This window comes from Burkholderia sp. MR1-5-21, from assembly GCF_053427715.1.
The window spans coordinates 109,650-122,742 of record NZ_JBSAXD010000003.1 but is presented as its reverse complement, the minus strand read 5'-3'; the positions used below and the strand labels follow the sequence as shown (position 1 = coordinate 122,742).

13 protein-coding genes are annotated in these 13,093 nt (G+C 63.0%); 12 read left to right on the top strand and 1 reads right to left on the bottom strand.

What is annotated here, in order from left to right:
• The first annotated feature begins 345 nt into the window (after window positions 1-345).
• From ACV229_RS05135 to ACV229_RS05085, 11 genes are all read left to right on the top strand, one after another.
• The gene (locus ACV229_RS05135) at window positions 346-873 is read left to right on the top strand and encodes an ATP synthase subunit I (protein ID WP_448082043.1); all 528 of its coding nucleotides are present in this window, start codon (window positions 346-348) and stop codon (window positions 871-873) included.
• Between the two features lie 112 nt (window positions 874-985).
• On the top strand, window positions 986-1,837 hold the full coding sequence (gene atpB / locus ACV229_RS05130; protein WP_448082311.1) for a F0F1 ATP synthase subunit A: 852 nt from the start codon (window positions 986-988) through the stop codon (window positions 1,835-1,837).
• Between the two features lie 78 nt (window positions 1,838-1,915).
• Complete coding sequence (atpE, locus tag ACV229_RS05125) at window positions 1,916-2,185, top strand: F0F1 ATP synthase subunit C (protein ID WP_448082042.1); 270 nt, start codon at window positions 1,916-1,918, stop codon at window positions 2,183-2,185.
• Window positions 2,186-2,314: 129 nt separating this feature from the next.
• A complete protein-coding gene (locus ACV229_RS05120) occupies window positions 2,315-2,785 on the top strand; it encodes a F0F1 ATP synthase subunit B (RefSeq protein WP_448082041.1) in 471 nt (156 codons plus the stop codon).
• 2 nt (window positions 2,786-2,787) lie between these two features.
• On the top strand, window positions 2,788-3,327 hold the full coding sequence (locus ACV229_RS05115) for a F0F1 ATP synthase subunit delta (RefSeq protein ID WP_448082040.1): 540 nt from the start codon (window positions 2,788-2,790) through the stop codon (window positions 3,325-3,327).
• Between the two features lie 44 nt (window positions 3,328-3,371).
• Entirely contained in the window at window positions 3,372-4,913 is a 1,542-nt protein-coding gene (atpA, locus tag ACV229_RS05110; RefSeq protein ID WP_448082039.1) for a F0F1 ATP synthase subunit alpha, read from the top strand.
• Window positions 4,914-4,982: 69 nt separating this feature from the next.
• Window positions 4,983-5,858 (top strand): F0F1 ATP synthase subunit gamma, encoded by an 876-nt coding sequence (gene atpG, locus ACV229_RS05105; RefSeq protein WP_448082038.1) that lies wholly within the window; start codon window positions 4,983-4,985, stop codon window positions 5,856-5,858.
• Between the two features lie 66 nt (window positions 5,859-5,924).
• A complete protein-coding gene (atpD, locus tag ACV229_RS05100) occupies window positions 5,925-7,319 on the top strand; it encodes a F0F1 ATP synthase subunit beta (RefSeq protein ID WP_448082037.1) in 1,395 nt (464 codons plus the stop codon).
• A 154-nt stretch (window positions 7,320-7,473) separates the two neighbouring features.
• Window positions 7,474-7,899, top strand: a complete 426-nt coding sequence (locus tag ACV229_RS05095; RefSeq protein WP_448082036.1) for a F0F1 ATP synthase subunit epsilon — start codon at window positions 7,474-7,476, stop codon at window positions 7,897-7,899.
• 192 nt (window positions 7,900-8,091) lie between these two features.
• Entirely contained in the window at window positions 8,092-9,819 is a 1,728-nt protein-coding gene (locus ACV229_RS05090) for an AMP-binding protein (protein ID WP_448082035.1), read from the top strand.
• 422 nt (window positions 9,820-10,241) lie between these two features.
• Window positions 10,242-10,760: a CoA-binding protein gene (locus tag ACV229_RS05085; protein WP_448082034.1), complete on the top strand. Its 519-nt coding sequence runs from the start codon at window positions 10,242-10,244 to the stop codon at window positions 10,758-10,760.
• 56 nt (window positions 10,761-10,816) lie between these two features.
• On the opposite strand, the gene ACV229_RS05080 is transcribed toward ACV229_RS05085, so the two are convergent.
• On the bottom strand, window positions 10,817-11,632 hold the full coding sequence (locus ACV229_RS05080; RefSeq protein ID WP_448082033.1) for a transporter substrate-binding domain-containing protein: 816 nt from the start codon (window positions 11,630-11,632) through the stop codon (window positions 10,817-10,819).
• A 149-nt stretch (window positions 11,633-11,781) separates the two neighbouring features.
• On the opposite strand from ACV229_RS05080, the gene hemE reads away from it, so the two are divergent.
• On the top strand, window positions 11,782-12,876 hold the full coding sequence (gene hemE / locus ACV229_RS05075; protein WP_448082032.1) for a uroporphyrinogen decarboxylase: 1,095 nt from the start codon (window positions 11,782-11,784) through the stop codon (window positions 12,874-12,876).
• Window positions 12,877-13,093: the final 217 nt, after the last annotated feature.

Genomic DNA, 13,093 nt, shown 5'->3' with positions numbered 1-13,093 from the left:
AGCGACACGTGCGGGAAATCCACAGCCGCAGGGTCGCAACGAAACACCCGCCTGCATTCCTTGCGCTCGCCATCATCGCTCATGAGCGAAGCCGATCTTCTTCGCGTGCGAAATACCTGTGTGGGCGGTGCGAGGGCAGTGAACTGACCTTACAACTGTCATCGTACGTCGTCGATTCACGCATTTTTCACATCATGAGCGGGCATTTCAGGCAGATTTTTGCCGCATCTAAAGCCTTGAATCACTTGCAACTATCGCTTACAATCGCCCGGATTTGTTAGCTAGGCACCCCTGAAAGCTTTCGGAAAACTTGGGGCCGGGTTCAGGATTTTGCGGAAGGCTGCGATGGCGGGTAAGGCGCCGAACGATAGGCACGGTGATCACCGCGCGCAACGCACTGATTCAGCGGCCGGCGACGGGCGCGAGCCCTCCGGTGGCGACTGGGATGCCGAGCAGCAGGACAACAACATCGTTCCGCTCACGCGGGCAGAGGCCGAGAGGCTGTTCGGGCCGAACGTGAGCAGGCCCTCGCGTGTCACCCCCTATAAGGTGGTGATTGCGCAAGTGGCCCTGTCCCTGGTTGCAACGCTGGTGTGGTGGCTGTTTTCCAAGTCGCCGGGCGCCGCCGCGCAATCCGCGTTTTTGGGTGGAGCGATTGGCTGGGTGCCGAGTGCGTTGTTCGCGGCACGACTGAAGAGCGGTGGCTCGGCCACCGTGATGGGCTGGGTGGCCGGCGAGGCCCTCAAGCTCGGCGTGACGATCGGGATGTTCACGGCAGTGGCGTACGGCTACGCCGGCGTGCAGTGGGTGCCGCTCCTCGTCACGTATCTCGTCGTGTTGAAGACGTACTGGCTCGCACTGGCCTGGCGGTAGAGAAAACAAGCAGCGCGCGGTTTGACACGAAACGGCGCCGGCCCGTTCCCGCAATAACGTATTGCGGAATCGGGCAAAAGAATTTTCGACAATTTGGGTGGCATTAACGACTATGGCAACTAGTGAAGGCACGCGTGCTCTGGATCCGTCCGAGTATATTGCGCACCACTTGCAGAACTTCTCCACTGCACATCAGACGTCGATTTTCGATATCCACGTCTGGAATCTGGACACGCTGTTTTGGTCCATCGTCTGCGGTCTCGCCACGATTCTCATCCTGTACATGGCTGCCCGCAAGGCAACGCCGGGCGTGCCGGGCCGATTCCAGTGCTTCATCGAGATGATCGTCGAGATGGTCGAAGACCAGTCGAAGGCGGTCGTGCACGGTAATCGTACCTTCATCGCGCCGCTCGCGCTGACCGTGTTCGTCTGGGTCGCGCTGATGAACTCCCTCGACTTCCTGCCCGTCGACCTGCCGGGCCGCATCATCGGCTTGCTGGGTCTGTCGGATGTCATTTCGCATCACCGCATCGTCCCGACGGCCGATCTGAACGGCACGATCGGCATCGCACTCGGCGTGTTCGTGCTGATGATCTACTACAGCATCAAGATCAAGGGCGCCGGCGGCTTCGTGCATGAACTGATCTCTGCCCCGTTCGGCGCGCATCCGCTGCTGTGGATCCCGAACCTGGGCCTGAACATCGTCGAATACGTCGCGAAGACCGTGTCGCTGGGCATGCGGTTGTTCGGCAACATGTACGCGGGCGAATTGCTGTTCCTGCTGATCGCGTTGCTCGGCAGCATGTGGGGTTTCGGCGCGGACGCCACGGTGCTCGGCTTCATCGGCCATATCCTGGCGGGTAGCATCTGGGCGATCTTCCACATCCTGATTGTTTTGCTGCAGGCGTTCATTTTCATGATGCTGACGCTGGTGTATCTCGGCCAGGCACACGAAGCGCACTAAGCAGCCGGACAATCAAGCGGGTTTGTTTTTTCTAGTTTTTTCAATTCCAGTTCCAAGTCTTTTCACAAAGGAGTGATCATGCAAGCTTTCATCGCCAACATCCAGGGTCTGACCGCTATCGGTATCGGCATCATCATCGGCCTGGGTGCAATTGGCGCCTGTATCGGTATCGGCCTGATGGGCGGCAAGTACATCGAAGCATGTGCACGTCAGCCGGAACTGATCAACCCGCTGCAAACGAAGATGTTCCTGCTGGCTGGTCTGATCGATGCGGCGTTCCTGATTGGCGTCGGTGTGGCAATGCTGTTTGCGTTCGCGAACCCGCTCCTGTCGAAGCTCGTTAGCTAACGCTTCTCGGAAGAATTGCGCCCGGCATCGCCGGCGCAGGGTGGAACGGATGACGAGCGCCAATCGAAAGCCACTTTCGACGCGCTCTCCCTCGTTTCAATTCTCCGGACTAGCAGAAAAGGAAACACCGTGAATCTCAACGCAACCCTGTTTGCGCAAATGGTCGTGTTCCTGATCCTCGCGTGGTTCACGATGAAGTTCGTGTGGCCGCCGTTGATCAACGCCCTCGACGAGCGCTCGAAGAAGATTGCCGACGGCCTCTCGGCCGCGGAAAAGGGCCAGGCGGAACTCGTCGCTGCGCACAAGCGCGTCGAACAGGAACTCGTGCAGGCCCGCAACGACGGTCAACAACGCATTGCCGATGCTGAAAAGCGCGCGCAGGCGGTTGCCGAAGAAATCAAGGCCCAAGCCCATGCCGAAGCCGCCCGCATCATCGCTCAGGCGAAAGCGGACGCGGACCAGCAAATCGTGAAGGCGCGTGAAACGCTGCGTGGCGAAGTCGCCATTCTGGCAGTCAAGGGCGCCGAGCAGATCCTGATGCGCGAAGTCGATCATACGGCACACGCCCAACTGCTGAATCAACTGAAAGCCGAGCTCTGATCATGGCCGAACTTGCAACCATCGCCCGCCCTTACGCTGAAGCGCTGTTTCGCGTGGCCGAGGCGGGTGACATCGCCGCCTGGTCCACGCTCGTGCAAGAGCTGGCTCAGGTTGCGCGTCTGCCCGATGTGTTGTCCGTCGCGTCGAGCCCGAAGGTGACACGTACGCAAGTGGCGGAGCTGCTGCTCGCCACGCAGAAGTCGCCGCTCGCGGCAAGCGCGGAAGCGAAGAATTTCGTGCGGATGCTGGTCGACAATCATCGTATCGCGCTGCTGCCGGAAATCGCCGTGCAGTTCGACGAGCTGAAAAATGCGCGTGAAGGCGCCGCCGACGCAACCATCGTCAGCGCGTTCCCGCTGAACGGGGCTGATCTCGAAGGTCTCGTTTCCGGCCTCGAGCGCAAATTCAAGCGCAAGCTGAAGCCGACGGTCGAAGTCGATTCGTCGCTGATCGGCGGCGTGCGCGTGACGGTCGGCGACGAAGTGCTCGACACCTCGGTTCGCGCGCGCCTTGCTTCGATGCAGGTTGCCTTGACCGCCTGAGCGCCACGCCGGCACGCAACAGAATTGACTATCAGGAGCGAATAATGCAACTCAATCCCTCTGAGATCAGCGAGCTGATCAAGAGCCGGATCCAGGGCCTTGAAGCGAGCGCGGACGTTCGCAACCAGGGCACCGTGATCTCCGTGACCGACGGTATCGTGCGTATCCACGGCCTGTCGGACGTGATGCAGGGCGAAATGCTCGAGTTCCCGGGCAATACGTTCGGCCTCGCGCTGAACCTCGAGCGCGACTCGGTCGGCGCCGTGATTCTCGGTGAATACGAACACATCTCGGAAGGCGACATCGTCAAGACGACGGGCCGCATTCTGGAAGTGCCGGTCGGCCCGGAACTCGTCGGTCGCGTGGTCGACGCGCTCGGCAACCCGATCGACGGCAAGGGCCCGGTCAACGCGAAGCTGACCGACGCGATCGAAAAGATCGCCCCGGGCGTGATCTGGCGTAAGTCGGTGTCGCAGCCGGTGCAGACCGGCCTGAAGTCGATCGACTCGATGGTGCCGATCGGCCGCGGCCAGCGCGAGCTGATCATCGGCGACCGTCAGTGCGGCAAGACCGCGGTGGCGCTCGACACGATCATCAACCAGAAGGGCAAGGATCTCATCTGTATCTACGTCGCGATCGGCCAGAAGGCTTCGTCGATCATGAACGTGGTGCGCAAGCTCGAAGAAACCGGCGCGCTCGAATACACGATCGTCGTCGCCGCTTCGGCGTCGGATTCTGCCGCGATGCAGTACCTCGCACCGTATGCGGGCTGCACGATGGGCGAATACTTCCGCGATCGCGGCCAGGACGCGCTGATCATCTATGACGACTTGACCAAGCAAGCCTGGGCATATCGTCAGATCTCGCTGCTGCTGCGCCGCCCGCCGGGCCGTGAAGCCTACCCGGGCGACGTGTTCTATCTGCACTCGCGTCTGCTCGAGCGCGCGGCACGCGTGTCGGAAGAGTACGTCGAGAAGTTCACGAACGGCGAAGTGAAGGGCAAGAGCGGCTCGCTGACGGCACTGCCGGTCATCGAAACGCAAGCGGGCGACGTGACCGCGTTCGTTCCGACGAACGTGATCTCGATTACCGACGGTCAGATCTTCCTGGAAACCGACCTGTTCAACGCGGGCATCCGTCCGGCAATCAACGCCGGCGTGTCGGTGTCGCGAGTCGGTGGCGCCGCGCAGACGAAGGTCGTGAAGAAGCTGTCGGGCGGTATCCGTACCGACCTCGCGCAGTACCGTGAACTCGCCGCATTCGCGCAGTTCGCATCGGACCTCGACGAAGCGACCCGCAAGCAGCTCGAGCGCGGCCGCCGCGTGACGGAACTGCTGAAGCAGCCGCAGTACCAGCCGCTGCAGGTGTGGGAACTGGCGGTTTCGCTGTACGCCGCGAACAACGGCTACTTCGACGACCTCGACGTCAAGCAAGTGCTGCCGTTCGAGAAGGGCCTGCGCGAATTCCTGAAGACCAGCCACGCTGAGCTCATCAAGCGCATCGAAGACACCAAGGACCTCTCGAAGGACGACGAAGGCGCACTGCGTGCGGCGATCGAATCCTTCAAGAAGTCGGGTGCCTATTGATCCGCGAGTGACACACTGAAGCTGCGCGGTGCATGACGTGCCCGCGCCGCTTCGGTCAAGGAGCAAGCTATGGCTGGAATGAAGGAAATTCGCGGCAAGATCAAGAGCGTGCAGAACACGCGCAAGATCACGAAGGCGATGGAGATGGTGGCCGCATCGAAGATGCGTCGCGCCCAGGAACGCATGCGCGCTGCCCGCCCGTATGCGGAGAAGGTCCGCGCCATCGCCGCGCACATGAGCCGCGCGAACCCGGAGTACCGCCACCCGTTCATGGTGGCAAACGAAGGCGCGAAGACGGCCGGCATCATCCTGGTCACGACGGACAAGGGTCTGTGCGGCGGCCTGAACACGAACGTGCTGCGCGCCACGGTGCAGAAGTTCAAGGAGCTGGACGACAAGGGCCAGAAGGTCGAAGCCACCGCAGTCGGCAGCAAGGGCCTCGGGTTCCTGAATCGTTTCGGCGCAAAGGTGATCTCGCAGGTCGTGCACCTCGGCGACACGCCGCACCTCGACAAGCTGATCGGCGCGGTAAAGACGCAGCTCGACCAGTACTCGGAAGGCAAGCTGTCGGCGGTCTACATCGCATACACGCGCTTCGTCAACACGATGAAGCAGGAAGCGGTGATCGAGCAGTTGCTGCCGCTGGCGTCCGATCGTCTCGAGAGCAGCGACGACACGCCGGCCACGGCGTGGGACTACATCTACGAGCCGGATGCACCGGCGGTGGTCGATGAGCTGCTCGTGCGTTACGTCGAGGCGCTGGTGTACCAGGCCGTCGCGGAAAACATGGCGTCCGAGCAATCGGCGCGGATGGTTGCGATGAAGGCTGCTTCGGACAACGCGAAGACCGTGATCAGCGAGTTGCAGCTCGTGTACAACAAGAGCCGTCAGGCCGCGATCACGAAGGAACTGTCGGAGATCGTCGGCGGCGCTGCTGCTGTTTAAGCGCGCGCCCCGAACGACAACTGCGCCTTTGCGCGAGTAAAGAATCAGGTATTTAAAGGAAAAGCGATGAGTACTGCTGCTTTGGTAGAAGGCAAGATCGTACAGTGCATCGGCGCCGTTATCGACGTGGAATTCCCGCGCGAAAGCATGCCGAAGATCTACGACGCGCTCATTCTGGAAGGCTCGGAACTGACGCTCGAAGTCCAGCAGCAGCTGGGCGACGGCGTGGTCCGCACCATCTGTCTGGGTGCCTCCGACGGCCTGCGCCGCGGCGTGACCGTGAAGAACACGGGCAACCCGATCTCGGTGCCGGTCGGCAAGCCGACCCTCGGCCGGATCATGGACGTGCTCGGCCGTCCGATCGACGAAGCGGGCCCGATCGAAAGCGAAAACAAGCGTTCGATCCACCAGAAGGCGCCGGCATTCGACGAACTGTCGCCGTCGACCGAACTGCTCGAAACGGGCATCAAGGTCATCGACCTGATCTGCCCGTTCGCAAAGGGCGGCAAGGTCGGTCTGTTCGGCGGTGCAGGCGTGGGCAAGACCGTCAACATGATGGAGCTCATCAACAACATCGCTAAGGAACACGGCGGTTACTCCGTGTTCGCGGGCGTGGGCGAGCGTACCCGTGAAGGGAACGACTTCTACCACGAAATGAAGGACTCGAACGTTCTCGACAAGGTCGCGCTGGTGTACGGCCAGATGAACGAGCCGCCGGGCAACCGTCTGCGCGTCGCGCTGACCGGCCTGACGATGGCCGAGCACTTCCGTGACGAAGGCCTCGACGTGCTGTTCTTCGTCGACAACATCTACCGTTTCACGCTGGCCGGTACCGAAGTGTCGGCACTGCTCGGCCGTATGCCGTCGGCAGTGGGCTATCAGCCGACGCTGGCTGAAGAAATGGGCAAGCTGCAGGAACGCATCACGTCGACCAAGAAGGGCTCGATTACGTCGGTTCAGGCCGTGTACGTCCCTGCGGATGACTTGACCGACCCGTCGCCGGCGACCACCTTCGGCCACTTGGACGCTACCGTCGTTCTGTCGCGTGACATCGCGTCGCTGGGTATCTACCCGGCGGTCGACCCGCTCGACTCGACGTCGCGCCAGATCGACCCGAACGTGATCGGTGAAGAGCACTACACGATCACCCGTCGCGTTCAGCAGACGCTGCAGCGCTACAAGGAACTGCGCGACATCATCGCGATTCTGGGCATGGACGAACTGTCGCCGGAAGACAAGCTGTCGGTCGCGCGCGCACGCAAGATCCAGCGTTTCCTGTCGCAGCCGTTCCACGTCGCGGAAGTGTTCACGGGCTCGCCGGGCAAGTACGTGCCGCTGAAGGAAACGATCCGTGGCTTCAAGATGATCGTCGACGGCGAGTGCGACCACCTGCCGGAACAGGCGTTCTACATGGTCGGCACGATCGACGAAGCCTTCGAGAAGGCCAAGAAGATCCAGTAAAGGTCGGGTGTAACGCAGCGGGCGCCCGTGCGTTCGTGAAGGATGCCGTCACGGTCTCCTTTCGCGGACGGGCGCTCACGTAATACGCTCAACCGTGCCTTGCATGGGATCGGAGTAAGCGCTGAAGCGCCAGCTCCGATCGACAGGAGTCGATATGGCAACCATCAAAGTAGACGTCGTCAGCGCGGAAGAGCAGATCTTCTCGGGCCAGGCGAAGTTCGTCGCGCTGCCGGGCGAAGCGGGTGAGCTGGGCATCCTGCCGGGCCATACGCCGCTGATCACGCGGATTCGTCCGGGTGCGGTGCGCATCGAGGCCGAGAACGGCAACGACGAATTCGTGTTCGTCGCGGGCGGCATTCTCGAAGTGCAGCCGGGCGCCGTGACGGTGCTCGCCGACACCGCGATCCGCGGCAAGGATCTCGACTCGGCGAAGGCCGAGGAAGCGCGCAAGCGCGCCGAGGAAACGCTGCAGAACGCGAAGTCGGACATCGACCTCGCGAAGGCGCAATCCGAGCTCGCGACCGCGATGGCGCAGCTCGAAGCGATCCAGCGTCTGGCGAAGATCCGCAGCCGGCACTGAGCCGCGCCGCGCATCCCGCGAAAGAAAGCAGCCTCCGGGCTGCTTTTTTTTCGCCTGCGGATTGCGCCGCGCCGCGTGCGCCGCCGTCCGGTCGTGCTATTTCATCCGGTCGCCGTGAATTAATGTCAGAGTGTCGTCAGCGGAGCACGGCATCATCCGCATGATCAGACCATAAGACTCATGGAGACACACATGGCAGCAGATCCACGTGTTGAGGCGCTGATCGCGCCGGAAAACGGACTGTCGTACGTGCGCGGCGTGACCGACGTGCCGCTGTCCGAAGCGACGATCGGCCAGTTCCTGCGGGACACCGCCGCACGTTTTCCCGACCGCCCGGCTGTCGTGTTTCGCGAGCAGGGCATCCGCTGGACCTGGCGGGAATTCGCGGCCGAAGTCGACGTGCTGGCCGCCGGCCTCGCGGCGCTCGGGATCGCCAGCGGCGATCGCGTCGGGATCTGGTCGCCGAACCGCAGCGAATGGCTGCTGACCCAGTTCGCGACCGCGCGCATCGGCGCGGTCCTCGTCAACATCAATCCCGCGTATCGGCTCGCCGAACTCGACTATGCGCTGAACAAGGTCGGCTGCAAGGCGGTGATTGCCGCCGAGCGCTTCAAGTCGTCCGGCTACGTCGAGATGCTGCAGACGATTGCGCCGGAGCTCGCGACCGCGACGCCGGGCGACCTGCATGCGGTGCGCGTGCCGAGCCTGCGCATCGTCGTGTCGATGGGCGACGTCGCGCCCGCCGGCATGTTCCGCTTTGCCGACGTGATGGAACGCGGCCGCGGCACGGTCGATACGGCCGCGCTCGACGCGCGCGGCGCGGCGCTTTCGTCGCGCGATCCGATCAACATCCAGTTCACGAGCGGCACGACCGGCAACCCGAAGGGGGCGACGCTCACGCATCGCAACGTCGTCAACAACGCGCGCTCGATCGCGATGGCGATGCGCTTTACCGAGCAGGACGCGCTGTGCATTCCGGTGCCGCTGTATCACTGCTTCGGGATGGTGCTCGCGGTGCTCGCGTGCGTATCGAAGGGCACCGCGATGGTGTTTCCCGGGGAGGCATTCGATCCCGTGGCGACGCTCGCAGCGGTATCCGAAGAACGCTGTACCGCGCTGCACGGCGTGCCGACGATGTTCATCGCGGAGCTCGATCATCCGGACTTCGCGAGGTACGACCTGTCGACGCTGCGCACCGGCATCATGGCCGGCTCGCCGTGCCCGATCGAGACGATGAAGCGCGTCGTGTCGCAGATGCACCTGTCGGAGATCACGATCGCGTACGGGATGACGGAGACGAGCCCCGTGTCGTTCCAGAGCTCGACCGACGATCCGCTCGAGAAGCGCACGACGACGGTCGGCCAGATCCAGCCGCATCTGGAAGTGAAGATCATCGATCCCAGCGGCGGCACCGTGCCGGTCGGATCGACGGGCGAGCTGTGCACGAAGGGCTACTCGGTGATGCTCGGCTACTGGGACGACGAGGAGAAGACGCGCGACGTGCTGATCGACGGCTGGATGCACACGGGCGACCTCGCGACGCTCGACGCGGACGGCTACTGCAACATCGTCGGCCGGCTGAAGGACATGCTGATCCGCGGCGGCGAGAACGTCTATCCGCGCGAAATCGAGGAATTCCTGTTTCGTCATCCGAAGATTCAGAGCGCGCAGGTGTTCGGCGTGCCCGACCCGAAATACGGCGAGGAAGTGTGCGCGTGGATCGTGCTGCGCGCGGGCGAGCAGATGACCGAGGACGACGTGCGTGCGTTCTGCCAGGGGCAGATCGCGCACTACAAGATTCCGCGCTATATCCGCTTCGTCGACGCGTTGCCGATGACGGTGACGGGCAAGGTGCAGAAGTTCGTGATGCGCCAGCGGATGATCGACGAGCTGAAGCTCGACGTGCAGAGGACCGCGTGACGGGAGAAACGGCGCGAGAGAAACGTGGCGGCCTGCGGGCCGTTACGTTTTCGATGGACGAAAAAAAGCGGGCTTATTAGCCCGCTAAAAACCACACGCTACGGGGTTAGCGCGAGGAGACCAAAGATGGAACGCGTCCGGTACAAGGACCGGAAACGACTCCAACAAGGATGCCCCTGGGTAGGGCTTCGGTACATGACCGACGGGCTCGCAGCGCTTCGCGTCCGCTCACACTTGGCACACGAGACCGCATCCGTGTTGAAACCGTTGAAAGGCATTGTGGGCGAATTGATCGGCTATCGCGGTAACAAAGTGTTTCAGGTTGTAACGCCCGCCGGATAAGGCTCCCCGGGATTTTTTGCTGTTTTTCGGGATCCTGACCAGGTCATTTTTACCAACATTTCCGAAAGTGTTTTCATCGTATGCGCGTGATGCGTTTTTCATGCGTGATAGGCTCGGCTGATTCCACAATTGCACGCAAAAAAATGCACTGCACAGAGGATTCGATGTCAGACGATTCAATCATCAGAAAGATTTTGAAACGTGATCGGATCATTGCGGTAGTCGGCCTTTCGGATAAACCCTACCGTCCGAGCCACGGCGTCGCCGAATATATGCAGCAGGCCGGTTACAGGATCGTGCCGGTCAATCCGGTACTCGACGGCCAGCGCGTGCTCGGCGAGCGCTGCCATGCGTCGCTGCCCGCGGCGGCGGCCGTGCTCGCACGCGACGGGGTCGCGATCCAGATGGTCGACGTGTTCCGCAAATCGTCGGAGGTGGCGGCCGTCGCCGACGACGCGATCGCGATCGGCGCGCAGTCGCTGTGGCTGCAGCTCGGCGTGATCGACGAGGCCGCCGCCGCACGCGCACGGGCGGCGGGGCTCGATGTGGTGATGGATCATTGCGTGCTGGTCGAACACCGGCGGCTCGGGATCGGCTGAGCGGCGTCAACCGTACTGCGGCGCCCGACGCGCGCCGGCGCGCCGGGCGCATCGCGTCACTTCAGCCATTTGTCCGAGATCGCCTGGAATTCGCCGTTCGACAGCGACAGGTGCAACCATTGGTCGACGTACTGCTGGAACACGACGTCGCCGCGCGGCACCATGTACGCCTTCTCGCCGAACTGGAATGGCCGGTCCGGATGCACCGAGCACAGGCCCGGATTCAGCTTTTGCTGCAGCAGCGTCTCGGACGCATCGGTCACCATCACGTCCGCCTTGCCCGCGAGGATCTGCTTGAAGATCGTCACGTTGTCCGGGTAGACGGTCACGTTCGCCTGCGTGAAATGCTGCTTCGCAAAACGCTCGTTGGTGCCGCCGGGGTTCACGATCACGTGCGTGTCGGGGCGGTCGATCTGCGCGACCGTCTGGTACTTGTCGACGTCCGCGCAGCGCACGATCGGCGTCTTGCCGTCGGTCATGTACGGCTGCGTGAAGAACGCGTGCTTCTGGCGCTCGAGCGTCGTCGACACGCCGCCGACTGCGATGTCGCATTTCGCGACGAAATCGGCGGTCAGGTTCGGCCAGCTCGTCTTCACGTAGTCGGCCTTCACGCCGAGCGATTTCGCGAGCGCGTCCGCCATGTCGATGTCGATGCCCTCGAACCTGCCGTCGGCGCGATAGTACGAATACGGCTTGTAGTCGCCCGTCGTGCAGATGCGCAGCGTGCCGCGTGCGAGCACGTCGTCGAGCCGCGAGCCGGCGGCGACCGGCGCACCGCTGCCCGTCTCCGCCGCATGCGCGGCTGCGGCGCAAGCCAGCGTCAGGGGCAGCATCACCGCGGCTGCCGCGGCGATCGTTGCGAGCGTCTTCATGGTCTCCTCCTTCGTTCATTTCGATATGAGCGTCCGATCATAACGGAGCCATCGCGCGCGTCATATGGCCGCCATCGGTCCCGCACACGCAGCGTGTCGGCCCTGCTCCGGTAAAATGCGCTTTTGCCTTGCGCATCGTCGAACTCAACGTGGCCCATACCCTGCTCAACGACACCTTCCTGCGTGCGCTTCTGCGCGAGCCGACCGAATACACGCCGATCTGGCTGATGCGCCAGGCGGGCCGCTACCTGCCCGAGTACAACGCGACGCGTGCACGCGCGGGCAGCTTTCTCGGCCTCGCGAAGAACCCCGACTACGCGACCGAAGTGACGCTGCAGCCGCTCGAGCGCTTCCCGCTCGACGCCGCGATCCTGTTCTCGGACATCCTGACGATTCCCGATGCGATGGGGCTCGGTCTCGACTTCCAGGTCGGCGAAGGGCCGAAGTTCGCACATCCGGTGCGCACCGAGGCGGATGTCGCGAAGCTCGCGGTGCCGGATATCGGCGCGACGCTCGGCTACGTGACCGACGCGGTGCGCGAGATCCGTCGCGCGCTCACCGACGGCCAGGGCCGCCAGCGAGTGCCGCTGATCGGTTTCTCGGGCAGCCCTTGGACGCTCGCGTGCTACATGGTCGAAGGCGGCGGCTCGGACGACTTCCGCACCGTCAAGTCGATGGCGTATTCGCGGCCCGACCTGATGCACCGGATCCTCGACATCAATGCGCAGGCGGTTGCCGCCTACCTGAACGCACAGATCGACGCGGGCGCGCAGGCCGTGATGATCTTCGACACGTGGGGCGGCGCGCTGGCGGACGGCGCGTACCAGCGCTATTCGCTCGACTACATCCGGCGCGTGGTGTCGCAGCTCAAGCGCGAGCACGACGGCGAGCGCGTGCCGGTGATCACGTTCACGAAGGGCGGCGGGCTGTGGCTCGAGGAAATCGCGTCGACGGGCGTCGATGCGGTCGGGCTCGACTGGACGGTCAATGTCGGCGCCGCGCGCGAGCGCGTGGCGGGCCGCGTCGCGCTGCAGGGCAACCTCGATCCGACGATCCTGTTTGCGCCGCCGGCCGCGATCCGCGAGCAGGCACGCGCGGTGCTCGACAGCTACGGCAACCACCCGGGCCACGTGTTCAACCTCGGGCACGGCATTTCGCAGTTCACGCCGCCCGAGCATGTCGCCGAACTGGTCGACGAAGTGCACAACCACAGCCGCGCCATTCGTAGCGGAGCCGCGCGCTGATTGCAAGCGCAGTCATGCTGCGGTGCGGCGTCGCGCCGTTGCGCGGGCTGCGCTAAACAGGGCGCAACCCCGCCCGGGTTGGCGATCCGCAGCTTGTCAAGACTTGACTTATACACATTTTCCACGTTGCAGCGCGGTAGAGCCCCGTATCGGTCAATTTGCCTCGCTATGATTCGGGAATTTGAATAGCAGCCTTATGGAATAAGGCTTCGCGGCT